This window comes from Formosa haliotis (assembly GCF_001685485.1).
Lineage (GTDB): Bacteria > Bacteroidota > Bacteroidia > Flavobacteriales > Flavobacteriaceae > Formosa > Formosa haliotis.
In genome coordinates, this window is sequence record NZ_BDEL01000001.1 from 1,052,260 (window position 1) to 1,079,089 (window position 26,830).

25 protein-coding genes and 1 pseudogene are annotated in these 26,830 nt (G+C 32.9%); 10 read left to right on the plus strand and 16 right to left on the minus strand.

The window, feature by feature from the left end; all coding sequences use genetic code 11:
- Positions 1-23: 23 nt before the first annotated feature.
- A protein-coding gene (locus A9D35_RS04425; RefSeq protein WP_141675471.1) for an IS3 family transposase occupies positions 24-1,204 on the minus strand; the annotation gives its coding sequence in 2 pieces (ribosomal slippage) (positions 24-949 and positions 949-1,204; 1,182 coding nt in all).
- Positions 1,205-1,277: 73 nt separating this feature from the next.
- Between A9D35_RS04425 and A9D35_RS19620 the strand changes: the two are divergent.
- The 9 genes and pseudogenes from A9D35_RS19620 to A9D35_RS04475 form a co-directional block, all read left to right on the plus strand.
- Positions 1,278-1,511 (plus strand): annotated as a pseudogene (locus A9D35_RS19620) (phage integrase SAM-like domain-containing protein); the annotation flags it as partial.
- On the plus strand, positions 1,506-2,084 hold the full coding sequence (locus A9D35_RS04435) for a site-specific integrase (protein WP_369692196.1): 579 nt from the start codon (positions 1,506-1,508) through the stop codon (positions 2,082-2,084). The pseudogene A9D35_RS19620 and the gene A9D35_RS04435, both read left to right, overlap by 6 nt.
- Positions 2,085-2,421: 337 nt before the next feature.
- Positions 2,422-2,709: a helix-turn-helix transcriptional regulator gene (locus A9D35_RS04440; RefSeq protein ID WP_066219561.1), complete on the plus strand. Its 288-nt coding sequence runs from the start codon at positions 2,422-2,424 to the stop codon at positions 2,707-2,709.
- Between the two features lie 60 nt (positions 2,710-2,769).
- Positions 2,770-3,978 carry a primase-helicase family protein gene (locus tag A9D35_RS04445; protein WP_066219563.1) on the plus strand — a complete coding sequence of 403 codons (1,209 nt, stop codon included), beginning with the start codon at positions 2,770-2,772 and terminating at the stop codon, positions 3,976-3,978.
- Positions 3,979-4,139: 161 nt separating this feature from the next.
- Entirely contained in the window at positions 4,140-5,057 is a 918-nt protein-coding gene (locus tag A9D35_RS04450; RefSeq protein WP_235817849.1) for a DUF8464 domain-containing protein, read from the plus strand.
- 72 nt (positions 5,058-5,129) lie between these two features.
- Positions 5,130-5,417 carry a mobilization protein MbpA gene (gene mbpA / locus A9D35_RS04455; RefSeq protein WP_066219570.1) on the plus strand — a complete coding sequence of 96 codons (288 nt, stop codon included), beginning with the start codon at positions 5,130-5,132 and terminating at the stop codon, positions 5,415-5,417.
- 4 nt (positions 5,418-5,421) lie between these two features.
- Positions 5,422-6,291, plus strand: coding sequence for a relaxase/mobilization nuclease domain-containing protein (locus A9D35_RS04460; protein WP_066219573.1), 870 nt, complete (start codon positions 5,422-5,424; stop codon positions 6,289-6,291).
- The gene (locus tag A9D35_RS04465; RefSeq protein WP_066219575.1) at positions 6,288-6,626 is read left to right on the plus strand and encodes a DUF6730 family protein; all 339 of its coding nucleotides are present in this window, start codon (positions 6,288-6,290) and stop codon (positions 6,624-6,626) included. Before A9D35_RS04460 ends, A9D35_RS04465 begins: the two co-directional genes overlap by 4 nt.
- Positions 6,627-6,769: 143 nt before the next feature.
- Positions 6,770-7,861 (plus strand): Fic family protein, encoded by a 1,092-nt coding sequence (locus A9D35_RS04475; RefSeq protein ID WP_235817850.1) that lies wholly within the window; start codon positions 6,770-6,772, stop codon positions 7,859-7,861.
- A 217-nt stretch (positions 7,862-8,078) separates the two neighbouring features.
- Here A9D35_RS04475 and A9D35_RS04480 read toward each other — a convergent pair whose 3' ends face one another.
- The 15 genes from A9D35_RS04480 to A9D35_RS04545 all read right to left on the minus strand — a co-directional run bounded on the left by A9D35_RS04480 (position 8,079) and on the right by A9D35_RS04545 (position 25,782).
- A complete protein-coding gene (locus tag A9D35_RS04480; protein ID WP_066219581.1) occupies positions 8,079-10,052 on the minus strand; it encodes a protein-disulfide reductase DsbD family protein in 1,974 nt (657 codons plus the stop codon).
- An 11-nt stretch (positions 10,053-10,063) separates the two neighbouring features.
- Entirely contained in the window at positions 10,064-10,513 is a 450-nt protein-coding gene (locus A9D35_RS04485; RefSeq protein WP_066219584.1) for a protein-disulfide reductase DsbD domain-containing protein, read from the minus strand.
- A gap of 433 nt (positions 10,514-10,946) precedes the next feature.
- The gene (locus A9D35_RS19110) at positions 10,947-11,201 is read right to left on the minus strand and encodes a TlpA family protein disulfide reductase (protein WP_369692198.1); all 255 of its coding nucleotides are present in this window, start codon (positions 11,199-11,201) and stop codon (positions 10,947-10,949) included.
- Between the two features lie 32 nt (positions 11,202-11,233).
- Positions 11,234-12,322 (minus strand): TlpA family protein disulfide reductase, encoded by a 1,089-nt coding sequence (locus tag A9D35_RS19115; protein WP_235817851.1) that lies wholly within the window; start codon positions 12,320-12,322, stop codon positions 11,234-11,236.
- Positions 12,323-12,334: 12 nt separating this feature from the next.
- On the minus strand, positions 12,335-12,850 hold the full coding sequence (locus A9D35_RS04495; protein ID WP_159427038.1) for a protein-disulfide reductase DsbD domain-containing protein: 516 nt from the start codon (positions 12,848-12,850) through the stop codon (positions 12,335-12,337).
- Positions 12,851-12,869: 19 nt separating this feature from the next.
- Entirely contained in the window at positions 12,870-14,435 is a 1,566-nt protein-coding gene (locus A9D35_RS04500) for a hypothetical protein (protein ID WP_066219589.1), read from the minus strand.
- Positions 14,436-14,458: 23 nt separating this feature from the next.
- Positions 14,459-15,646: a TlpA disulfide reductase family protein gene (locus A9D35_RS04505; RefSeq protein ID WP_066219593.1), complete on the minus strand. Its 1,188-nt coding sequence runs from the start codon at positions 15,644-15,646 to the stop codon at positions 14,459-14,461.
- Positions 15,647-15,670: 24 nt separating this feature from the next.
- Positions 15,671-16,471: a TlpA family protein disulfide reductase gene (locus A9D35_RS04510; protein ID WP_066219597.1), complete on the minus strand. Its 801-nt coding sequence runs from the start codon at positions 16,469-16,471 to the stop codon at positions 15,671-15,673.
- A gap of 104 nt (positions 16,472-16,575) precedes the next feature.
- Positions 16,576-16,863 (minus strand): DUF4369 domain-containing protein, encoded by a 288-nt coding sequence (locus A9D35_RS04515; protein WP_066219599.1) that lies wholly within the window; start codon positions 16,861-16,863, stop codon positions 16,576-16,578.
- 10 nt (positions 16,864-16,873) lie between these two features.
- Positions 16,874-18,046, minus strand: a complete 1,173-nt coding sequence (locus tag A9D35_RS04520; protein ID WP_066219601.1) for a TlpA family protein disulfide reductase — start codon at positions 18,044-18,046, stop codon at positions 16,874-16,876.
- A gap of 4 nt (positions 18,047-18,050) precedes the next feature.
- Complete coding sequence (locus A9D35_RS04525) at positions 18,051-19,241, minus strand: TlpA disulfide reductase family protein (RefSeq protein ID WP_083191606.1); 1,191 nt, start codon at positions 19,239-19,241, stop codon at positions 18,051-18,053.
- 173 nt (positions 19,242-19,414) lie between these two features.
- A complete protein-coding gene (locus A9D35_RS04530; protein ID WP_066219607.1) occupies positions 19,415-20,944 on the minus strand; it encodes a RagB/SusD family nutrient uptake outer membrane protein in 1,530 nt (509 codons plus the stop codon).
- Positions 20,945-20,956: 12 nt separating this feature from the next.
- On the minus strand, positions 20,957-24,541 hold the full coding sequence (locus tag A9D35_RS04535) for a SusC/RagA family TonB-linked outer membrane protein (protein WP_066219609.1): 3,585 nt from the start codon (positions 24,539-24,541) through the stop codon (positions 20,957-20,959).
- A gap of 102 nt (positions 24,542-24,643) precedes the next feature.
- Entirely contained in the window at positions 24,644-25,285 is a 642-nt protein-coding gene (locus A9D35_RS04540) for a FecR family protein (RefSeq protein WP_066219612.1), read from the minus strand.
- The gene (locus A9D35_RS04545) at positions 25,282-25,782 is read right to left on the minus strand and encodes a FecR family protein (RefSeq protein ID WP_066219614.1); all 501 of its coding nucleotides are present in this window, start codon (positions 25,780-25,782) and stop codon (positions 25,282-25,284) included. The genes A9D35_RS04540 and A9D35_RS04545 overlap by 4 nt, the downstream gene beginning before the upstream one ends.
- A 275-nt stretch (positions 25,783-26,057) precedes the next feature.
- On the opposite strand from A9D35_RS04545, the gene A9D35_RS04550 reads away from it, so the two are divergent.
- Positions 26,058-26,636 (plus strand): RNA polymerase sigma factor, encoded by a 579-nt coding sequence (locus A9D35_RS04550; RefSeq protein WP_066219617.1) that lies wholly within the window; start codon positions 26,058-26,060, stop codon positions 26,634-26,636.
- Positions 26,637-26,830 lie beyond the last annotated feature (194 nt).

The following is a 26,830-nucleotide window of genomic DNA, read 5'->3' on the forward strand; positions in this document are numbered from 1 at the left end:
AAACTGGACAATTAGTTGAATGACTATGCTGCTAGTTCATGATTATACATATCTAATTCAAATTCTCTAATACTTCTGTTTCCTAAAAAGGAATGTCTTCGTCTATTATTATACCATGTTTCTATCCATTCGAAGATAGATAACTCAGCTTCGGACCTTAGTTTATAGTTGTGTCTATATACCCATTCTACTTTTAATGATTTAAAAAAGGATTCTGCCACAGCGTTATCCCAACAGTTTCCTTTGCGACTCATAGATTGCTTGACTAACCCTTCATAGCTTTTAATAATAGAGGTAAACTTTTGGCTTGCATATTGTACACCTCTATCAGAATGAAAAATTAGAGGTTCTTGCAAGGTTGTGTTTTTAATAGCCATGTTCCAAGCTCTTACAATAGTGTTATCTGTAGTAAGATCTTTGCTTAAAGACCATCCAACCACTTTTCTATTAAATAAATCGATAATAACCGTAAGATACAGCCAACCTTGTTTGGTTTGAATATAAGTGAGGTCACTTACCCAAACTTGTTTTTCTCGATTAACATCAAAGCATTGGTTAAGCAAATTAGGAGCTATTGGATAATTATGATTACTATCTGTGGTTGTTTTAAATTTACGTTTTCGTTTAGCAAACAAATAATTAGCGCTCATAATACGGGCTACTCTAGGTTTAGACACCTTATAGCCTAATGCCTCCAATTCTGATTTTATCCTTGGAGAACCATAGCTTTGAAAACTCTTCTCAAATATGCTTCTAACAAGCGAGCTTATCTTTTGGTTTTCTATCCACAACTTACTTGGTCCTGATTGTAACCAGTGATAATAACCGCTTTTGCTTACCTTTAATACTTTGCACATCGCCTCAACAGGAAATTTTAATAGGTGTTGTTTTATAAACCTGTATTTTTCTTGTCGCTCACGGAGAAGATGCCAATCGCCTTTTTTAAGATATCACGCTCTAATTCGGCTTCTTTTAAAGCCTTTTTTAAACGATCTATCTCTTTCTCTTCATCTGTCATTTTAGGCTTACCCCGACCAGGAAAACTGTTTTTACCGTAATCTTTTAACTCTTTACGCCAACGATAAAGCACAGATGGAAATATGTCCAAGTCTTCACAGACTTGCTTTACATTGTCTTTGGCATAACTTAATTCTACTGCCTTTTGCTTAAACTCTAATGTGTAATGTTTCGGTTTACTTCTCATAATTGCTAAATTAATAACTAGAAAACAAATTCTCTCAACTTAGTGTCTAGTCTAATGTAGTAATTCCAGTCCAAAAAATTATGGAAATTGGACTGCTACATTCATTCATTTGGAACGCTGTATTTCAGCAAATACGGTTTTTGATGATATAGATGAAAAATTTGTGAACAATGTTCGTAAATACTTTCACACGAAAGCGCACACTAAAAGTGATTTACCGTTAGCCCTGAATTCTAAATATTCATACTTCAATAAATTTAAAGCTTCTTTAAGAGCAGCTTTTGAAGAAGGTTATCTAACTATTAATTATTCCGCTAAAGTAAAGTCATTCGAGCAAGCAGAAAGTCAAAGAGAATATCTTACATTCCAAGAAGTACAAAGTCTAGTCAGCACAAAGTGTAAATATGAAGTGTTAAAAAGGGCTTTTCTATTTTCTTGTCTGTCCGGTTTAAGATGGTCAGACATCAATGCCATGACCTGGTCTGAAGTACGTGACGAGGATGATACGAGCCGAATTAATTTTAGACAAAAGAAAACAGATAGCGTTGAATATCTATATATCTCGAAACAAGCTCGAGGATTGTTAGGAAACCGGTGTTCTCCTAACACTAGAGTATTTGTAGGTCTTAAGTATTCAGCTGTTTACAATAATGAGATAGTGAGATGGTGCAATCGATCAGGAATTTCTAAGCATATTACTTTTCATAGTGCAAGGCATACAAATGCCGTTTTATTATTAGAAAATGGAGCTGACATTTATACAGTATCTAAACGTTTGGGGCATAGAGAAATTAGAACTACAGCTATTTATGCAAAAATTGTAGATCAAAAAATGAAAGAAGCTTCAAACCTAATTCCTGAATTTAATGTAGAGTTCTAGAGTTGTGTTTATCATTTCTAGAAGAAATCCGGTCGATTTTATTTAAATTTTAACCCTAAAATACTGATTTCGTTGTTAATAACTTTTTTTCATCATATTTCTCTAAATATTTTTAATGGTAAAAACCCACATATAATATCAAATAAAATTTCCTCTAATTATATATACCTATATATACCGGTTTTTACCATAGTTGATTAAAAATCAGCAATTTGTTAAGAACTAATTTTCTTAACGAACCTCCTTTATTTGCTTGTTTTATACCTTTATTTCAATAATCTCATAAGAGAAAACAAGTGCGCTCTTGTTCATTTTATTAATTTTTAAAACAAAGAAAATGGACAATATTTTAATATTAGAACGATTAGCTCGTTTAGAGAAATTATTAGCAGGACATAAGGAGGTGTTAACCTTCGATGAAACCTGTGACTATACAGGCATATCTAGAAGCTATTTATATAAATTAACAGCATCTAGAAGAATTCCACACTCAAAACCCAATGGTAAGATGATTTTCTTCGAAAAGGATAAAATCGTAAAGTGGTTACTTCAAAATAAACGAAAGTCTAAACAGGATATTCACGAACAAGCGCTAGAATACGCACTTAAACGTAAACTAAAGTAATTTCTGGTTCATAAAACTATTATTCACGCTTAAAATACTTTAGGCCAAATATCTCTTATCATGATAAAGATACCATATGTTCGTGTGGGTACTTCCTATTACAAGATGGTTAAAGCACCCACTATTGCTGGTCATTTCAATGAATTTCTTGTGCATTGGAATATGGAAACCATAAAACAAGATCACGGAAAGAATTATTTAAGTAAAATCTCTAAATATGATGGTTTTACTTGTATTCCAAACCATATCGATTTTAAACCAGAATATTTAGGTTTCTATAACACCTATTCGCCTTTAAGTAATGCTCCAAAAGTTGGTGATTGTAGTGAGACACTCGATTTTCTGAAACATATTTTTGGAAATCATTTTTCTTTAGGCTTAGATTATCTGCAGCTCCTATATCAAAAACCTGTTCAAATCTTACCCATTTTATGTTTAGTCTCCAAAGAACGTGTTACTGGAAAAAGTACCTTTTTAAAATGGATGAAAGCCATCTTTGAAAACAATCTAACTTATTTAACTAACGATAGTTTTAGCAGCCAGTTTAATGCAGATTGGGCAAACAAATTATTGATTTGTATAGATGAAGTGCTATTCAATAAAGAAGAATTAACAGAGCGTATTAAATATTTAAGTACTACAAATATAAATAAGTTGGAAGCCAAAGGTAAAGACAAACGTGAAGTCGAGTTTTTTGGAAAGTTCATATTATGTAGTAATAATGAAACCAACTTTATAAAGATCGATGCCAATGAAACCCGATTCTGGGTTTTAAAAATTCCTGTTATTAAAAAGGAACGTATTGATTTACTAGAAGGTCTTATTGAAGAAATACCAGCCTTTCTAAATTTCCTAAATACTAGAGAACTAGAATCTCAAAATATCACTCGCATGTGGTTCACGCCAAGACAAATAAAAACTCCTGCTCTTTTAAGATTGGTTCAAAATAATAGAAATCGTGTAGAAAAGGAATTGGCCAGTATTCTGTTCGGAATTATAGAAAAGTTTGAGTTAGAAGAAATTCAATTGTGTCCAATGGATGCGTTAAGTGCTTTAAACAGAACACGAGTAAAAACCGACTTGACTCAACTTAGGCGATTACTGAAACACGATTGGAATTTAACCAATCAGCCGAACTCTAACAGCTATCAAAAATTTATGATTTTACAGGATGGTACTGAGATTTTAACCGAAAATAAGGGGCGCTATTTTACCATTACTAAAGAGTTTTTACTTGAAAATTTTGATGAAACGATGACAGGATTGTAAAACCCTAGTATTTACAAGGGTTAAGCTGTCATCAAAATACTCATCAAACGGTCATCAAAATAGAGAATGATGACAAAAACTAAAAATGAAAATATAAAAATGATGAAACGATGAATTATTGATGACTTGATATTTCTAGGTATAGATAGAGATTCAAGAGGTTGTCATCAATTCATCAAAAAAAATCTAAAAACATATTGCCTTATGAAAACAAAAAAATTACCTGTGAAACTGCCCGATCATTATCTATAATGGATGCCTTAGCAATGCTTGGCCACTTTCCTTCTCGAGAACGACAACAAGACGCCTGGTTTCTTAGTCCATTTCGTACAGAAACCCACGCCTCATTTAAGGTATCAAAACAATTAAACCGTTGGTATGATCACGGCATAGGTAAAGGCGGAAACATCATTGATTTGGTATGTGCCATTTTAAAAATTTCTGTAGCAGATGCCTTGCTTATCCTAGCCAAATTAAAAACAGTGAATTATGAAATAAGGCCACCAATCCATACTAATAAAAATCAGTCCTCTAAATTAAAAATTTTAGAAACAAAAGAGATTCAGCATGGAGCACTAATTACATATCTGAAGAAAAGGAAAATCCCCTACTCCTTGGCAAAACAGTATTGTAAAGAAGCGCATTTCCAATTCGGATCAAAACATTTATTTTCAATCGGTTTTGCAAATATTTCAGGTGGATGGGAATTACGTAATCCCTATTTTAAAAGTTGTGCTTCACCCAAAGATATTACGCTTTTAAAAAATGGAAACAATACTCTAATCGTAACTGAAGGAATGTTCGATTTTCTTTCCATTCTAACCGCATTTCCTGAATTGGAAACATCAAGAGATTTTGCTGTATTGAATTCCTTAAGTCTTATAAATAGAACCTGGAACATTTTAGAAAACTATGATACGATTGAACTTTATTTGGATCGTGATCAAGCAGGACGAAAAGCAACAGCTCTGTATTTAGAAAAACATTGTAATACAAATTGTATTGATAAATCGATTATTTATAGTGGTTTTAGCGACGTAAATGATTGGCTTGTAAAACGGAAACTTGAATTAAAGTAGAGCGTAAAGCAAGATGTGTGGCTGTAGCCACAATCTTGCTTTACTCCCGATGGTCGCAAAGAACTAAACAAGATGAAACGAACCTTAATAAGATTTAGATGTAGCGTTTACGAAAAGAAATTTTTAAACGCCAAAGCCAAACATGCAGGAATATCTTTAAGTGCGTTCTGCAGACGTACACTAATGGAAAAAGAGTTAACCCAGCGGATGACAGAAGATCATATAATGATCTATAAAATGCTAGTTACTTACCATAATAATTTCAAACGGATTGGGAATATGTATCGCGTTGCGAATCCAAAATTAGAAGAAGAAGTTTTGGTTGTGGCTAGAGAAATCCAGTCGCATTTAAAAAAATAACATCATGATAGGTAAAGGCACTGCTATATCGAGTACTAAGGCAGCTATTGGTTATGGAAACGATCATGAAAAGGGAGCGGAAACCGTATATAGTCATTTAATTACTGGAGAACATCCAGATGAAATCGCTAAAGAATTTAGAGCCATTCAGTCACTTAACGACAATTGTCAACGAAACACTTTTAGTTTTGTTTTGAGTCCGACTGTTGAAGACGGAAAAACATTAGACAATAAAGCGCTTGGACATATAGCCTCTAAATTTCTTGAAGATATGAAATTAGCAGACCGACAAGCCATTGCTTTTGTGCATCATGATAAAGCACATAAACATATTCATTTGTATGTTAATCGTATAGATTTAAATGGTAAGGCTTATAACGATAGTTTTATTGGAAAACGTAGCCAACTTGCTGCAGAGCGAGTCGCTAAGGATCTTGGATTACAAACCGTTAAAGATATTCGCCAGCAACGGCTTCTTCAATTAAAAAGTATTCGAACAGAAATCAAAACCATTCATTCTGAAGTCCTTTTGAAGCATAAGCCAAAGTCTATAGATTCTTATATGAAATTGATGCAGGAAAAAGAGGTTAAAGTCGTTCCGTATATTAATAAATCTAATCAATTACAAGGGTTCCGGTTTGAGTTTAAAGGGCATAATTTAAAAGCTAGTGAGGTGCATCGATCCTTATCTGGAGGGCGCCTTATACAAAGTTTGAATGCACAAACTTATAAGTCTATCCTCGACAAAAAGGACAATAGCATTCTCATTCAAGGAAGCAAATTGGCGCTATCTGGAAATTTATTGCAGAGCCTGACAAAGAAAGTATTAAAACAAGCGATTAAAAAGGTAATTGAAACAGGAATAGGGATATGACAAAACTAGAAATTATATCAGAATTATTGGTTGAAGAGTTACATGAATTCAAGAACCAAGCACAGCGTGTGGAACAGGCTTCAAAGACCTTAAAGGACGTTAGAATTAAAGCGGATAGTTCCGAAATCATAATGATTTTAAAGGAATTTCTAAAAAAACAGGAACACGTTCAAACCTTACAAAAAGAGCAACACAAAGAACTTTTGGAAAGACTAAAAAATGCAAGGATTATCCCAAATTGGTTATTAATTCTAGTTACTGTATTTTTTATTTCATTAGCTCTTATTATAGGCTATTTATTAATTATACTATTGAAAACAGAAGGGTTTGAATAGAACCGTTGATTACAATTTTCCATTAAATAAGACTGTAAGTTTAATGTTGCATCGTATACTTGCATTATTTGACGCAACATTAGCATCGATTAATTTTGATATGCAACGAATAAAGTTTATTTTCGTTGCAAATTTTGCATCGAATGAAAGCGTTTATACACCAAAAAGATAATTGGCCAGAATTTTCATGGGAAAGTAATGAATTTATAAGTCTGTTAAGTGAAGCTAGAAATCTTCAAGGTAGACTTTTAGGAAAAATGGAAACGTTAGGTTTCGATTTAAGGAATGAGGCTTTGCTTGAAACGCTGACTTTAGATGTTATAAAAACTTCAGAGATTGAAGGAGAAATTCTGAATCCAGACCAAGTACGTTCTTCAATTGCTCGTCGGTTAGGAATGGAAATCGTAGGATCAATTGAATCCGATAGACATATTGATGCTGTAGTAGAAATGATGCTTGATGCCACTCAACATTGTTTTGAACCACTAACAAAAGATAGACTATTTGATTGGCATGCGGCTTTATTTCCTACAGGTAGAAGTGGTATGTATAAAATCACCGTTGCAAACTGGAGGCAAGATACCACGGGGCCAATGCAAGTTGTATCTGGAGCTATGGGAAAAGAGAAAATTCATTTTCAAGCACCAGACTCTGATGTATTGGATGAAGAAATGACACGATTCCTTGATTGGTTTAATACCTCAAAAACTGATTTAGTTTTAAAGGCAGCAATTGCACACCTATGGTTTGTGACGATCCATCCTTTTGATGATGGAAACGGAAGAATAACCAGAGCATTAACAGATATGCTTTTGGCACAATCTGATAAAAGTACCCAGCGATTTTATAGTATGTCTGCACAAATACGATTAGAAAGAAAGCAATATTACAAGATACTTGAAGAAACACAGAAAGGTGATTTGGATATAACACCATGGATTATCTGGTTTTTAAATTGTTTAATTAACGCTTTAAAAGCTACAGATTCTGTATTGACACGAGTCTTGGCAAAAGCAGAGTTTTGGCAAAAGCATTTAAAAACTCCAATTAATGAAAGACAAAGAAAACTATTAAATAGATTAATGGATGGATTTAATGGGAAACTAACATCCTCCAAATGGGCTAAAATAGCAAAGTGCTCTAAAGATTCTGCCGTTCGTGATATTAATGATTTAATAGAAAAAGGTATTTTACAAAAGAAGCTGCAGGAGGAAGAAGCACTAATTATGAATTGATAGGCATGCCTTCTGAGAACAATCCGAAATAGGCTACTTAATACTTACTTTGATTATAATTAAAATGAATTACTAATTGTAATTTCGAAAGCGCCCAATGCTATTTCTATTTTACGTTAATCTGCCTGAACACTATAAAAATAGCACAGGATCCACGCGCAGTTAAGTTATGGGAGATTTGGGGTGATCCAAACTTAATAGAATGATTTAGTAAAAATTATTTAAAATTTTCAACCCCTTCCTCTAACCAAGCTTTATAGTCTGGTACATCTGGCAGATAGCCTACAGGCTCTACCAACTTGTCTTCGTTATGATCGATGATCACGTAAAATGGTTGGGAGTTCGACTTGTATTTTATGGTTTGTAATTCACTCCATTTTTGTCCGATATACTTTAACTGCTTGCCTGGTTTTAATTGCGACTCTGTAACTTCTTCGGGTTCTAATTCGCGCTTATCATCTACATACAACGAAATTAAAACCACATCGTTTTTAAGGATATTTAAAACACCTGGATCTGGCCATACATTTTGTTCCATTTTTCGGCAGTTTACACAGGCCCAACCTGTAAAATCTAACATCACCGGTTTTCCTACTTTTTTGGCATAGGCTAACCCCGTATCGTAATCGTTAAAGGCCATAATATCGTGTGGTGCTAATAAATGGGCGCCTTCTGGTAAATCGCCATGAGCCGCTGCACTACCGCCTGACCCTAACTTGGAGAATCCAACACCATAAGGAGATTCGCTGTATTCTAATGGCGGCGGAAAAGCACTAATTAAATTTAAAGGTGCTCCCCAAAGGCCTGGAATCATATAAATAGTAAAACTTAATACGATCAAGCCTAAACTTAACCGCCCTACCGAAATATGTGTTAATGGCGAATCGTGTGGCAATTGAATTTTTCCGAATAAATAAAAAGCTAAGGCTCCAAAAATGGCAATCCAAATCGCGATAAAGACCTCGCGCTCTAATATGTGAAGTTGTAATACTAAATCGGCCTGACTTAAAAATTTAAACGCTAAAGCCAACTCTAAAAATCCTAAAACAACTTTTACGGTGTTTAACCAACCTCCAGATTTTGGTAATGAATTTAACCATCCTGGAAAAGCAGCAAATAAGGCAAATGGTAACGCTATGGCTAGCGAGAAACCAAACATTCCTATAATTGGAGCAGAACCTCCTTTTGATGCCGATTCTACTAATAAGGTTCCTACAATAGGTCCGGTACAAGAGAACGACACAATAGCCAATGCTAAGGCCATAAAGAAAATCCCAACAAGTCCGCCACGGTCTGCTTGAGAATCGACTTTATTTGCCCATGAGTTTGGCAAAACAATTTCGAAAGCTCCCAAGAATGAAAAGGCAAAAACTACCAGTAGAATAAAGAAAATAACATTAAACCATACGTTGGTTGCCAAAGCATTTAAGGCACTTGCGCCAAAAATTCCGGTGACTGCTGTCCCTAATAACACATAAATTACAATAATGCTTATCCCGTAAATAATGGCATTCTTTATACCTGCGGCTTTAGTTTTACTTTGTTTGGTAAAAAAGCTCACCGTCATAGGAATCATAGGGAACACACAAGGTGTTAACAAGGCTGCAAAGCCCGATAAAAACGCAATAAAAAAGATAGACCAAAGTCCTTTGCTGGTGGCCGATTTCTCGGTTTTATCTATACTTTTCTCTAATGTTTCCGCTGGAATAACCTCAGATTTTGTTTCGGTAGCTAAGGCTTTTTTATCGCCAAGCTGAAACTCTAAATCTATTTCGGTAGGTGGTAAACATCGGGTATCATCGCAGACCATAAACTCCACAATACCGTTGATTGTTGCCGTGGCTTGCGACAGGTTAATATTTTGAACAAATGTCGCTTCGCCTTCAAAAAATTTAATTTCCATTTCGAATACCGGATCTTGAACGGTATGTCCTTCCCCTTCTTTTGTATTGCCGTTTATCGTGAAATTCTCTTCAGAATTATCGTAGATAAAAGTTGTAGGAATGGGTCCGCCATCGGGCACTGTTTGCGAATATAAATGCCAACCTGCGTCGATATGTGCTGTAGAAATTAGGTTGTATTCGGTATCGGATATTTTTTCTACCGAAGTGCTCCATTTTACGGGATCTAGAATTTGGGCGTTTACAAAACCTAAAGTTAAAAATGCTAAAGCAATTATTAATTTTTTCATGGAATGATTTCTTAATTATTTATATTAAATACTAAATTAACCTCTGTAGGTGGTAAACACCGACTATCATCACAGACCATAAATTCAACTGATGCGTTTAATATTAAAGGCTTAGGTTTTTTTAATTTAATGCGCTGCTTGAATTTTGCTTGCGTTTCAAAAAATTTAATTTTCATATTAAAAATTGGATCATTAATAATATGCCCTGGATCTTCATTCGTATTTCCCTTTTTCAAATAATTTGGATTACTATTAAATAAAAACGTTGTAGCAATCGGTCCGTTTTCTGGTACATTTTGAGAATATAAATGCCAGCCAGAATCAATACTAGCGATAGCAATTAATTCAAATTCAGTATTTGATATTTTCACTACTTCTGTAGACCATTTTACTGGTTCAAAAATTTGTGCATTCCCGATCGTTGTGATTATTAATAGAAGTAATATTATTAGTTTTTTCATGTTTTTTACGTTGATTTTTTGAGAAGGGTTGCTCGTAAAAACAACCCTTTTAAATCCTTCTAATTCGCACTATAATTACTTACTTGACTAATTCATTTAATTTAAAATAGGACAAATAAAGAGGGATTTCTTTTTTAAAAAAGGATTCTTCCTTTTCCTTTATAAAACCCGATTTAATTATTATTTATTTAAATCTATATACTTTTTGATGGAAGTATAAATCCATTTTATTTACATACTTCGAGCTTCTATAAGCTTAGTATATTGATATAATTAGGCTATAGACCTCTTTAAACAAAACCTAAAAAAGTACCTGCCAAACCATCAGTTGTTGAAAACAAACTTTAACTCCCCCAGTTAAGTCTGTTTATTTACAAGAAATTTGAGTAAACTCCTCGATTATACAATAGTTTTTGAAATATGTAACGTAATATTATATACTTAATTGATCAAATAATTCTATCAGTTCTTTTTCAGAAGGTCTAGGTGCATTGGCTTTTACAATGTTTCCTTCTGGATCTAACAGAATAAATTGAGGAATGCCCATAATTTTATAATCGCTAATAAACTTAGTATTGAAATCGTTGTCAGTAATTAACTGGATGCCTCCTAACTTTTCATCGGCAATCATTTTTTTCCATTTGGCTTTATCCTTCTGCTTATCTGTTGAAATACTAACAAACTGAATATTTTTGTCGTGATATTTCTCTTCTACCTCTTTTAAAAAGGAATCTCATATTTACAAGGTCCGCACCAAGTAGCCCAAACATCTATATATACATATTTACCTTTTAAATCGTTTAATGATGTGGTGCCTCCAGCATAATTCTCATAATTCTCAAATTTTGGAGAAGGTTGTCCGGCATCTAACACTTTTAAAGACTCGAACAATTCATTGATTCGAGCAATGTGACTTTGATTTGTTGATGCTTTTAAGAATTCTTTTAAATCTTTGTCTTTATCCTTAGACATTGGGAGCCTCATGGATATGCTTTTATACAACTCTCCATTTTTAATGATTTCACTTTTAATTTCAAAAAGCGCTTTAGCTTGAGCTTCAGGGTAAGGCAATGAATCTTTTTGATAAAACTCGTAGGCTCTTTTTTGAATGCTACCCCCAACAATACCTTGGTAATCTGAAGAATACAAATAATCTTCTCCATTATCCAAAGCCAATTCATTCAATTCTTTATTAAAATTGTCTGAAGCCTTAAATTCTCTGTTTTTACTTAAATACCCATACATTTTTTCATAACTTGCTTTCTTTGATAAGCGACCATAATTTATTGCACGTAGTTCCTTTGCTTTAATTTCTTCTGGAATTTCTTTTAAGGCCTTTAATTTACTTTCCAAATCATTCTGAAAGTCTGATATTTTAGCAACAAAAGCTGCCTCTTCAACATTAAAACTAGCCTCTCTATTCATCATAAAATCATATTCCTTATTTGCCTTATAAGCGTAATAATTATTTAATGCTGTATCATCGCCAGAAAACTGTAATGTTTCATAAAACTTTTTAGCATCTGCACTAAAATGGATTGTAGCGCCTTTTTCTAAATACGGTGCAATCCTACCTTGTTCAAAACGAATACCATACAAACCATTTTCAGGAATATAAAGTGTATCTGTAAATTTTCCGGTATCCATGACGTTAATGGTTTTTGTAAAACCATTTAAAGAAGAAATTTTTAATTCACCGCCATTTGTGTTGCTTATGGACCCCGAAAGGATAACATAATTTGCAGGTGCTTCTTGTTTGCATGCCCAAAGCACTACAAGTGCTAAAACTATTAATGTGTGTTTTTTCATTTTTAAATTATTTTAATTTAGAACTAAATCGATGGTCTTTATTTCTGGTGGAAAACATTTACGCAAATCGCAGGTTTGATAGTATATTCCACTACTTATAACATCTCCCTTTTTAAAATTATTCACAGAACAATATTGAACAAAAACAATAGTACCTTCATATATATAAATCCCTTCTTCATAAGGCGTACTATTGGGGCTCTCCCAATCTTTAATTTTAGTCACCCCGTTTGGAAGCGATAACCTCAAATCGGATGCTATATATGGTTGTGTTTCCGGCACATACGCATAAATATGCCAACCGTCCAAAAGCGTTGCCTTCATTATTACGGCCAATTGAGATTTATTATCGGACCAAACTAAATCTGCCTGTAATGCTAACGGATCCATATGGTTTGGTATAGCTTCACTAAATTGAACAGATGCTTGTTCAACTTTCTTTATTAAATCTGGCAAAATTGCAGTTTTTTGCGCCCAACCATTTCCAATGATTAAAAAGAACGTAACGATAATTAACCTATAGTTCATAGTATTGAATTGTTTTCGATTAATTAGATTTATTTGAAACAATATCCGCTTCATTTCTTGGTCTTACTTTCGGGTTTGCGTTTGCATCGTTTACCATCCAAACAAACCCACCAGATTCTGTAAAAAACATATTATTTTTATACGTATTAAACCATTTTCTCCATGCTTTAGGCGTGGTAAAATCTTCAAGGGTATATCGCATTAAGATTCTGTGTGCCTTTTCTGTTTCAACACCTTTTTCTAACATACTTATAGCTTTATCAAGTACGTTGATATCGGTATTTGCAATACCTAAACTTTTAATATCCTCATCAACTTTTAAGTCGTAAAATCCATTGGGTTCTGAAAAAAAGTAATCTCTGTTTTCGGTAAGATATTTTCTAATTGCTAGGGTATCTAATCCTGTTATTTCAGCCCAAGAATTTCTGCCAATATTCTTTTTTAAATAATCCTCTCTTGTACCAATAACTTGTGGTTTACTGTTTAGCAGCATTTTTTCATGCTTATTCAATTCTTCTCCGGCAGCTTGTTTTTCTTCTGCTGCTTTTTTAGCCTTCATGGTACTTTCATTAAAACCTTTATAAGCTTCAACATAAGCTAAATAAGATGGCTCGGTGGTATAATAAAGCATCTCATCTATATATTGTTTTGTAGCAATACGTTCATTGTATTTTCTAACAATCATTTTATCATCAGCATGTTTATTGGTATACACAATAGCGTTGGCAAACACTTTTTTTGCCTCTTCTGTCATATAATCTGGTGATCCAGCAAATCCCCATAAAAAGAAATTTCCATGTCTACCTAATGCGACTGCTGTTTTTTGTTTGGTACAAACACCACTAGAAATGATTTCGGCATTTGATGAATCCTCAAACCCCCAACCTCGGGCCACCATACCCACTCTAAATCCATTTCCATCTAGATAGCCTTCACTATCTACTTCCCACATTGGGATTTCTTTTGGCACATCAAAACCATCAAAAGCTTTTAAAACGCCATCTGGTGTTTCTCTGTTTTTTAAAGTGATTTCCGTTTTGAAAGGTCCTTTAAAAATTTCGTGTTCTGTTTTAATATGGTGGGCATGCCTATCTAAACACAAGCAATACCAATCGAGTTTAGAACCCAAACTACTTCCAATTACTGAAGAAGTGTGGCCTATAAAAATAGATGCGCTACTAAAATCATCACTAACATACTTAGCAGGTTCCATACTTAAATATTCTCCAGTAACAGAATCCGTATGAATAACACGCTCTTTGAGGGGCGAAGGAGCTTCGTCGAAAATTGTGACATTGTAATTTAACGACATGGCCTCTTTGTAATCTCTGGCATCTACTGTTTTTACGTTTGTAAAATAAGTTTCTAAAAGCTTTTTAAATGCAGGCATTCTTTTGCCATATTCCGCTTTAAAACGCTCGGGTGTCATGCCTCCTGTAACGGCCGTTGATTCTAAATTTTCAGGCATTGGTTTTTCTGAACTATACCCAACATAAAGCACACTAATATTTTGCTTTTCTTGACCATAGCTGATAACAGTTATAAATACTGCAACAACTAAACTGTAAAATTTATTATTTTTCATTTTGTTTTGTTTTTAGTAAAATATTAATGTCCAAAGAGTTCTTTTAACTTGGCGTCTAATTCTTCCTTCTTTGGGTTTCGAAGAATAATATTTTCATTGTCATCCATTAAAAACGTAGTTGGTAAAAAGGGTACACCATATTGTCTTGCAACAATACCCCATTGATGGTCTTCACCTGTGTCATTTAAATGCATCCAAGGTGTTTGATCTTCTTCAATAGCTTTTCGCCACTTATCTTCAGCATCTGCTGTTCCAATACCAACAATCTCGAATCCTTCTTTTCCATATTTTTTGTATAATTCTTTTAAATGTGGAAAGGATGCTCTACAAGGCACACACCAAGAGGCCCAAAAATCGACTAACTTATATTTTGCTTCAATGCCTTTCAAAGAAACTTCTTTACCGTTAACATCGTTTAAAGTAAAATCTGGTGCAGTGCTACCAACACCTAAATTTTTAAAAATATCATTATAGGTTTTTTCATAAAACTTAAACATGGCTGTATGTTTGGCATCCCCTTTAAAAATGGGATATATGGCCTTCATTTCTTCTTCAGACATGCGACTTTCGCTAAACTGAAATCCCAAAACCCAAGGACCCACTGGAGATTCTGGATGATCTTTTACATACTGAATCATAAAAGATCTTTGTTCATTTCGTTGCTGACTTGCCAAATCATCAAATTGAGCTCTCCATTCTTTAAATGCCTCTATTTTAGTTTCATCTTCAGACTTATAAGCAGCTTCCATCTTAGGTCTTATAGCTTGCAAAGGCGCAAACTTCTCCTGGTTCATGACACTGTCTATTTTCGCTTGTTGCAAGTCATAAACCTTCTGTAACGATGAACCTGTAACTTTTGCTTTAAGTCGACCACGATCTGAGTCTGCCGTATCAAATTCTAAAGTAATGGCACTGTTTTCTAAAAAGAATTCACTATTAAATTCATCACCTATTTTAATAAAAACACGGTCAGGATGCTCAACAATTCCTTTAAATGTAAAAGCACCATTTGTCATTTGTGTGCTGTCTATAATCTTAGGTTCTGCGCCTCTGTCTGTAAAATTGAATTCTATTAATTTTACAGTTGCTGGATCTAACCCTTTAACGGTTCCCGTAATGGTATATCCTTCAAAAGGCACTTCTTTTTTGCAGCTAGTAAATGCGAAAACAATCGCAACTAGAATCGTTATAATATTAAATTTTATTTTCATCGTGAATTAATTTTATTTGATTTATTAATATCCAAAAAGTTCTTTTAATTTATTTTCAAGCTCTTCCTTGGTTGGATTTCGTGCTATAATGGTTCTATTATTATCCAGCAAATAGGTTGTGGGTAAAAATGGGACACCATATGCTATTGCTACTGTTCCTTGAGCAGCATTTTCTTCCGTAACATCAAATACATGCTTCCAAACAGTTTGGTCCTTTTCAATGGCTATTCTCCAAGCTTCATCTTTGTCTCCAGTAGCTACGGCTATAATTTCAAATCCATCTTTCTTATATTTATCATATGTCTTTTTTAAACTCGGGAAAGAAGCTCTACAAGGTACACACCAACTCGCCCAAAAATCTACCAGAATATATTTGGCTTTTACTTCAGACAGGGTTAAATTTTCACCTTCAACTGTTTTTAATGTAAAGTCTTCAACAGTTGCTCCTATTGCAAATTTTTCAACATAATCTTCATACGTTTTTTTTATAAATCGAAATCGACCTGCCTTTTTTGCATCGCCTTCAAATAAAGTATAAACTTCCTTCATTTCATCTCTCGTCATTGTAATCTCACTAAAAGACATTCCTAATAAAGGTATCATTACTGGAGAGCTCGGGTTTTCCCTAATAAATTGTATTTTATAATTTTTCAGCTCTTCTTGTAATTCATTTTCTAATGGTTCTAACGCGTTCATTTTTGCTTTTACTTGCTCCATTAAAACAGAATCTTTCGACTTTTTAACTGCTATTACTTCTTCTCTGTAATTTTTAAAAGCTTCATATTTATCTTGATTACTGATACTATCTATTTTAGCACGTTGCAACTCATAAAGTTCTTGAGCTTTTGAACCTGAAACTGTAGGTTTAATGTACCCACTTCCCTTTTCAGCATTTGCAATATTTGCCTCTATGGTTATATCGCTATTTTCTAAAAGAAGTAGGTATTTAATCTTGGAGAAAAACTTACCTGAATCATATCAACATTATCCACTTTTCCTTTAAAGCTGAATTTGCCATTTTTAATTTCTGTGCTATCTAAAACAATAATGGAGTCGGTGAATAATACTCTTGGCTTAATAAGTTTTACCCATCCAGAATCTAGACCATTAACGGTTCCTGAAATGATATAACCGTCGGGCTTGTCTACTGATTTACAACTTGTAAAAATGAAACCTGTTACGATTAGTAATGCTAGAAATAGCTTTAAAAATTTCATTATTTTGATATTATTTGTTTAATAGTTTGTCCAATAGCGTAAATGCCTCTTCACTTCCTCCAACATATTTTCCAATTATAATGCCTTCAGGATCGATAATAAACTTTGTTGGAAATCCGTTTACGTTAAACTTTGAAACGAAATTATCTTCATTAATTCCCTTTTTTGATAATAATTGAATCCAATCGTAATTGTTCTTTGTTGTGAAATCAACAACCTTTTCTTTAGTATCTCCACTATCAATTCCAACCACGGCTAACTTATCTTTATACTTCTTACTATACTCCTTAACCGTTGGCATTTCTTTCATACATGGGCCACACCATATGCCCCAAAAGTCTATCATGACATATTTACCTCGTAATGATTTTAAATCAAATTCTGACCCATCTAAAGTTCTATTGGTAATAACTTCGGGAGCAAGATTACCAGCTTTTGTAGCCTCGGAACCTTTTAAACGCGTTGACACATTTATATAAAATGGGCTAGCCTTTAGTGTTTCATCAAAGCCATTTAAAAGCGCTAATGCTTCTGCATCCTCTACACTTTTTATTTGCACCATATTATCTAAATAAAATGCCGCCACTTCAGATGAAGGATTGTTTTTAATAAATGTCTTTTTAATTTCATCGATACGGTCTCCTATACTTAATACTTCAGCGTATAATGTTTTTATTTTAGGGTCTTCACGTTCCAATAATGATAACTGGTCCATTATTTCTTTAGATTCTTCATTATGCTTTTTAATGCTTTCATTAAAACGATTGATATCATCACATAACACGGTACCGGTTGGGATGGCATTAAATGTTTCGGTTACATCACCTTCAAACACAATGTTATCTCCAGGACGTGCTAAAAATTCCACATAACCACCTTTTACACCTTCACTTGGCTTTTTTGGTCTTGCTAGTAATGGCCAGATAGCAATGCGTTTGGTATTGGTTAATTTAGAAGCATAGGTAAAACTCCCTTCTTTTATATATAATGTATCCCAAACCCTATCTCCTGTTAGATCATCGGTATAATCGATAAACATGTAAGGAACATCTATTCCGTTAAGTGTTCCTGAAACTTTAAAACTATCGTTCGGAACAATTTCAATTTTTTGATTTGTTTTACATGATGTCAAAAAACCAAAAACGAGGGTTGCAATTAATATTTTTGAGTTTATTATCTTCATAGTTTTATTGTGCTAATAAATCTTCTAACAACTTAAATGCCTCTTCACCACTACCAACATATCTTTTAACAATATTTCCTCTAGGATCAATTATAAATTTTGTTGGAAAACCTTGTACATTAAACCTATTAACAAAGTTATCTGGTGTATTGGCTTTATCACTCATCAATTGTTTCCAAGCGTATCCGTTTTCATCAACAAATTTTTGAATTTTCTCTTTAGAATCTCCAGAGTTTATACCAAGTACTACTAACTTGTCCTTATACTTTTCTTGAAATGCTTTTACCTCTGGCATTTCTTTTACACATGGTCCGCACCATATACCCCAGAAATCTATAAGCACATACTTCCCTCTTAAAGATTTGATATCAAATTCTTTACCATCTAAAGTAGCCATGGTTTTAACCGATGGCACTTGTGAACCTTCTTTTGTTCCCCTTATGCCCTCAATTCGAGTAGCTACATTTTTATAATCTTCAAATTCTGATAATTCTGTAGACATTCCGTTAAATAATTCTTCTGCTTTTTGATTGTCAATTTGAGTGCGTAAAAGCAAATCATTTAAATACCAAGCAGCCGCTAATGATTTTGGATTTGCTTTAATATGAGCCATTATTTCTTCGGTATTATCTTTAAATATTTCCTCAGCTTTTGCATCATTGGCTTTCATTTTTAACGAATCAGTCTCATAGGTGTTTTGTACCGCTAGATTTCCCATTTTGTTGTAATTTGGGAATGTAATTTTATTGGCCGCCGCCAAACCATTATTAAACTCATCTCCACTAGGGTATGCATTCATAAAATCGGTAGCCTCTCCAGAAATTGAAACGTTGGCACCTGGATAAGCATAAAACATTAAATAGGCACATTTAACCGGAAAAAAACCTCTACCAACTTTTGGAACTTTATAAAGTTTTTTGTCTTCACCTGTAAATGAAGGGTATGCTCTAATTAAAGTTAATTTAGAGATAGTACCTGTAAATTTGAACTTTCCATCTACAACAATAATAGAATCTGGCTTCGTTTCCCTTGTATATTCTTTATCTGGATGTCTGAAATACAAATTACCTGTAAGCCCTTTAATTTCTCCAATAAGAGTAAATTGCTTGGTTTGGGTTTCTTGAGCTTCAAGAGTCTCAAAACCTAGTAAGGTGAATATTATTAAGCTAATTATTTGAATTAGATTTTTCATCATTGATTTTGTTTTTATATTATAAAGTGAAAATTTGTTCTTATCAGCGTTGAAAACGTACTTTTTGAAATACAAAGAGCACCTCTTATTAAGAATTAATAATAAAAGAAAGGATAAACAAACCTAACTATCAGTCAGTTAGGCTTGTTTTATATTCAAATTAGAGAAATAACTACCTAGTAGTGATTCTGTTCTAGAACTCCCTCGGATGCAATTATATCAGCTGTTGGAAGCGGAAATGCATAACGCCTAGAATTTTCTTCTAAAGAGTAAATTTGAGGCGTTTCTGAACCTAAAATTGTGCTAGAATTATACGGATAAAATGTTCTAGTAACAGTTACATTGTCTGATGAGTCTTCATTATTGTTGTACCTCCTAATATCATACCACCTATGAACAAATGGCATTTCCCTACGACGTTCTTCTAAAACTTTTGACAATGCATCAGCCTGTGAAACCGCACTAAGTTCTATAATACTTGTTGGTGCATTGGCATCAATTCTAGCTGCACGTAACTGGTTAACCGTTTGAATACCTTCGTTAAAATTTCCAAGCCTAATTTGGCATTCAGCCTTAATTAATATCATTTCAGGTACTGATGGTCCACTTGGGAGGTCACTTTTAAAGAAAAAGATGTAACCCGGATAACTATAAGGTGGATTTACTGCTCCTCTGTCGTATGAATAATTTTCAACCATATGATATTTATATCTCAGGTCGTATGTTTTATCATATAAATCCAATAACTCTTGAGAAGGCCAATATTTCCAACCGTCGTTTTTTAACATTCTAAAATAATATAATTCTCCAAAGGCCAGCCTATCTTCCACTACACTCTGTTGATCGTGTGTGTAGGGATATTCTATTTTTACCTGTTCTGGATTAGGATTAAAAATTGTAACTTCATTAGGAATAGTTGAGAAACTCATCTCGGTATTATAGTTTCTCAATTGAGCATATTCATTCAAGGCATCTTGTGCGAAAGATTGCGCTGTAACATAGTCATTTAATGCTAAGTAATAACGAGCTGCAAATCCATTTACAGCGGCCGTACTAGCTCTCCAGGAATTATTAAAATCATTAATCTTAGAAAACGAACGCGTTAACTCCAAAGCTTGCATTAAATCTTCTTCAATAAAAGCATAGGTTTCTTGTAAGGTAGATCTTGATACACTTTCTTCGAAACTTGTAGTTTTTTTTAAGGGCAACCCTAACTCCGACTTATTAGTTTCTGTATATGGTAAGCAATATACAGTTGCCAATTTAAAATAACTATAAGCACGTATAAAATGACATTCTGCTTTAATTTGATTTTTTTCTTCTAATGTTCCTTCAACGCTTTCAATAGTTTTCAAAACTAAATTTGCTGTAAAAACTTTTTGCCATTCAACTGGCCAATATATCCTGCTATTCAACTCAGCTAAGTATTCAGAATCCCATACTCCAAAAGCTAAGGCATTAACTTCATAAGTGGAATTCGCTGCATCATATAGGTCTGTTTCAAAACCATAATCATCTGTACTAAAAATTAGTTCATTTGATGATTCTGGATAAAACATATTATAATTATCAAGTAAAGCCTCTAATTGATCCAAAGTTTCAGGTACAATAGCTGTTGTTTTTGACGGGCTTTCGTCTAAAAAATCATTACAGCTAGTTAATATGCATGTGCATAATAAAAGTGTTATATATTTCAAATAGTTCATAGTTTTTTAGTTTTAAAAATTAAACTGCATTCCAAATGTAAATGATGTTTGAGGGCTAATGGTCCCTTTTGGAAATTCAGGATCCTCTCCAAAATCATTAAATAGAACAACTCCAAAATTATTAGCCTGACCATAAATATTTATAGCAGTTAAACCTAATTTATTAGTAATATCAAAAGGAAGTGTATACGTTAAATTAACCTCCTGAAATCTAATATGGGATGCATCTTCTGTCAAATATGATAAATATGGATAAAAACGATCGTAGAAATAATAACGAGGCTGATTATCTGGTATTGGTAATATTTCATTTGGATTTCCATTTGCTACTTCTGAATATTGAGAATTAACCATAGTATTACCCGAAGTAACTGGGCTATAATTAAAACTTTGCCTTCTAAATACATGTCCAAATTTTGCGGTTATTATAAAAGAAAAATCAAAATTATATATTTTAAAAGCGTTTCTCATTCCAAAAGTTGTTGGAGCCACAAGAGTTCCTTGATTTTCCATATAGTTAATAGCATTCCCTGAAGGATAACTTAGAATTGTTATCTTTTCGCCATTTTCACCATATACAGACGGCTGCATAACGGGATTTTCTGTAGACCCTACATTAATCATACCCCCATAAACATATGACCAAAGGGTATTGGCATCATACCCTTCAACATAAGATGTTGTAGGACCACTATATAAATCATAAGACTGATAGTTCGACTTAAAAAAATTGGTGATTTCATTATTATTATGAGCAAAATTTATCGCTCCAGACCAAACTATATTATTTTTATAAATTGGTAATGTTGTTCCCAATTGTACTTCTACACCTTTATTTAACATTTCTCCATTGTTAAATTTTTGAGATGTTGTACCATTTACGGCTGAGATAGATTGATCTACAATCAAATCATAACCTTTTTTATCATAAACATCTACAGTTCCAGTTAGTTTTCCTTGAAATATTGAAAAATCAACACCTAAATTGAAAGTTTCCGTTTTTTCCCATCTTAAAGTGGGATTTCCAAAACTACCAATAGTAGCAGTATTTTGTCCAGTTACTTGGTCTAGAGTAGATGACAAATTAATTAATGGATTAAAAGAAGTAGACCTATCTATATTTCCATTCTTACCATAAGTGATTCTTAATCCCAACCTATCCATCCAATTCAAATTACTCATAAATTTTTCTTTCCCAATTTGCCACCCTAAACCAACAGACCAAAAAGGATTATAACGAAAACTTGGATCATCTGAAATTATATTCGAAGCATCTGTTCTATAACTACCAGTTACAGAGTACTTATCATTAAAGGTATAGGCCAAATTCCCATACAAAGAAAAAAATCGACTAGTAGTTTCACTAAACTCATATTCAGGACTTAAATTAAATCGATAAAAATATTGGGCATAACTTGCCGGGAATGAATTCCACAAGTAAGAAGTATATACATCTCCTAACAATTCATTATTAGCGAGTGTGTCATCATTATAACCAAAAGCATTAGGAGAACCAGTATATTCAATAACACGATCCGATATTTCAGAACCTGCTACAAAATCAACAGCATGTATATCATTAAATGTACGATTGAAATTTAATTGGTTTCTAAAATTATAAGCTATTGTTTTAATTGAATTTTGTTCTAAAATACCTCCGGAAGGGACGAGTTGAGTTGGTACTCCTCCAGAGTTCCATTCAGGCCCTGAAGTTTCATTAACAAATTGACGTACATCAAAGGTATTTTCATTGAAGTAGTTTCTGTTATTTGTGTTGAACATTTCATACTGAATTTTTGAATCAACACTCAACCCTTTCATAATTTCGAATGTTAACCCTGTTTGAATACGTACATTTAATTCCTCAGAATTTAAATCCCTATTTTCAATTTCAGAAATAGGGTTATATGACCAATCTGAGTATGGAAATAAATCAACTGGTACATGCCGGTCTAAATTTGGTCTATAATATTTTAAATAGGACATGTCGGCCAGAGTTCCATCATCATTCACTAACATATCCCAAGGGGCTAAGGATTTTATTGTATTCAACATATCTCCGCCAGAATTATTAGTAGCATCGTTATATTGCATCATAGCCGCAAAATTAAAGTCTAGTTTTTTAGCCAGTTTAACATTCGAGTTATAGTTCACCAAATATTTCTTCACCTCATCTCCTTGGAAGAAACTTTTGTTATCCTCAAAAAGTAATGATAAATTATTCTTCATTTTTTCGCTACCTCCAGAAATACTAATATTATATTGTGTAGTAATTGGAGCTTGTAATAAATTATCCTCTATTTGACCTTTATTATCTAGACCAATTAATCTATTAAGTGTATTATCTCTTTCTCCAGCAGAAATCATCTCTAAACGAGCTTCATTCATTGCTACTATGGCTTGAGAATAAGGATTTAAGTAGTTGCTTGAATTACCCGGAGGGCTTGCAATTAATCCACCAAAAAAATCTGTATCAAAAGCTTTTTGTTCATATTCAAGCACTTCATTTGCTGAAGCTCTAGAAACCACATAATCCAAATCCAACTTATCTGAAAATTTGGTAAATGATGAGATAGAAACAGACATTTTTCCTTCTTTAGCTCTTTTAGTTGTAATAACAATAACACCATTTGCAGATTTTGCTCCCCAAATGGAAGCAGCAGCAGCATCCTTTAAAACGGTAATACTTTCCACATCATTTGGATTGATAGTATTAAAATTTCCTTCAATAGGAAATCCATCTAAAACTATTAATGGTTGCTGATCCGCAAATAGACTAGTTCTTCCTCTAATTTCGAAATCTATTGTTCCATCTGCGTTAGGTGTACTTTGAAGCCCTGCAACCATTCCAACGATACGTTCTGAAATATTTGAAGATGGCTTTTCCAATTGATTTTTGGTAATAGACTCATAAGCTCCGGTAGCTCTTTCTTTTGAAATTTTTTGATATCCACTTGAAACCAAAACAACCTCCTCCAATTTTGATATTTCCTCCTTTAACTCAACATTCAGAATGCTTTGATTAGAATAAACAAATTCTTGGCTTGCAAAACCAACATAATTAAAACTAATTTTGTCTCCTATCTTAACCTTAATATTATAATTGCCATCTATATCAGTAGTTGCACCTCTTTCATTTATATTAACTAGTATAGTAACACCAGCAAGAGGCATACCTAAATGATCAGTTACTTTGCCTTTTAATATTTGTTGAGGAGTATCACTTGACGTTTTATACTGTATTATAATAGTGTTGTTTGAGGATAATCTAACATCAAAATTCCCCCCTTTAATACTATTTACTAATAAGTCATTTGCTTTAGTTACTCCTTTTTTCACATTTACCATTGGAAGGTTTTCAAAAATGCCTTCCTCATAGATAAATTTGTAATCGGTCTGAGACATTATTAAATCAAAAACCTGATCAACTGTTAAGGTTTTGTCAACATCAATAACAATTTTTGCATTTTGAGATAAAATGTTTCCTGGTGTTAAACTAAATGCTGTAAAACAGCATAAAAACACAAAAGTTTTCATAATGTTTAGTAATAATTTTTTCCTGAAAAGAAAAAGTGTAGTGGTTAATTTAATTTCCATAAATTTGAACATTGTTGGTTAGTAATAGTTTCTATTAATCGATAATCACATAATTGGGAACAATAATTAAACTTTGGCCGGTCTTATATTTGTTCCCTTTTTTTATTTTAGTATTATAACTTCTTCATTTATTTCATAGGATTTAAGTGAGCCTGAACTCTTAAGGATTAATAAAATTTCTTCTATATTTTGGTTCTTCCCTAAAACACCTTTAAACTTTTTCCTTTTTAAATCTTGATTTTCAAAGATTACATCAATATCATACCATCTTGAAAGCACTTTCATAACCTCCATCAATGATTTATTTCTAAAAGAAAAAACACCATCCTTCCAGGACGTTTCACTATAAACATCAACTCTTTCAAAATTTATCAAATTATCCTCATTACTTAATACAGCTTGATAATTAGGCAACAAAGGATAAGATTTGGTATCTAAGTTAATAGCTACCTTACCGTGAACCAAGGTTGTGTAAGTCTTACTTTCATCTTTATACGATTTAACATTAAACTCAGTACCGAATACTTCTATTACTTGTAACTTAACTCTAACTTTAAACTTAGCTCCTCCATTTTTCACACTAGGAGATACTTCAAAATATGCCTCACCATACACCAATTCCACTTCCCTTACTTTACCTTCAATAAAATTTACAGGATATTTAAGTTGAGATTCCGAATTCAACCAAACCTCAGTATTATCTGAAAGCACTAAGTGGTACTGGCCTCCTCTTGGTATTGTCAAATAATTATATTCAATATCCTTCGTATTCCCATCCGAATTTTATACCTAATTTCTTTACCAGAACCCGAAATACTATTATTTTGAAAGTTGGATAAACTATCTAAAATGACTTGAGAACCGTCAGCTAGAGTTAATGTAGCCTGATTTGTTCCTGGACTTATAGATACTCCGGTATTCTCCTCAAAAGTATCTTTTGTTAAAAAGAAAAAACTAGTTGTAAGTATTACCAAAACTGCAGCTGCGTATTTAACAAATTTTCTTTTATAAAAAGGAATCACCTTAACAGGTTTCCTTTTATTAATATGTATAGCAGAATTCACTTTTCCGTAAGCAGCATCAACATCGTTTTTTAAAGTTGCTAAATTTAAGTCATGATAGTCCACAATGTATTGTTCAAACTTATGCTGGTTTTCCGATTTCTCTAACCATTTATAAAGTAACTTAAGTTCGTCTTCGGTAATAGAATTTGCTATAAACTTCTCTATTATATTTTTCACAATTCAACAGTTATTTTCTTGTTTTCATATACTATTACTCCCAATACAAATAAAACCCTTAAAAAAATTTACACTTTTTTTAAAAGCACTGAGAATAAAACAAAACACCAAACGTATTACTTTTAATAATCAGAGCTACAAATAGCTTTTAATTATTAAATTATTAATTTCAGTAACAAGAAATTTTGAATGTATTATTTTTTAGGGCATTTTAGAATTTTCTAATTAGGTTAAAAAAAAATATAACTAGTTTTATAAACTCCTAAGAATTAATTATGAATATACAAATAGCAATAAAGGGTTTAAAAGACGGTGATGAAAAAGCCTTTAAATTTCTATTTGATCAATATTATAACAGACTAGTCGCCTACATTACTACCTATACCCATGACAAAATGAGCTCTGAAGACATCGTTCAGCAATCTTTTATTGACTTATGGAATAACAAAGAAAAATTAGATGAAAACAAATCACTAAAAAGCTACTTATATGCTATTGCTTATAACCGATTTATTGACAGTGTAAATAAAGATAAGAGACAAAATCATCTATTAGAACTAGTTTATGAAAATGCATTAAGAGACATAATAAATGAAGATAATGAAGCACTAGAAAAAAGGATAAAAAAAATGAACCAAATCATAGAATCCTTACCTCCAAAATGCAGGGAAACACTTGAGATGAATAAAATCAAAGGGTATAAATACAAAGAAATAGCAGAAATAATGGGAGTCTCCATAAAAACGGTTGAATCTCAAATGAGCTTAGCATTTAAAAAAATACGCAAAGGTTTTGGAAAGGAAAATATTCAGGTCCTTTTTATTAATTTTTATAGAATACTTAAGTTTAATTAGTTTTCTTGGTAGACAAAAGTATGTGCAAAAGCAGCTTTATAAAATGAAAACTTACATCCTATAAATCCCACTCAGCCCATTCCAACTACATTCCGCGAAAAGCTTCATTTCGGGAAAAGCGCTTCTTTACAAAGTCTTGAACCTCTCTAAAAAGAGAAGTTCGCTTAATTCCAACTTCCATTAAAATAGTACTA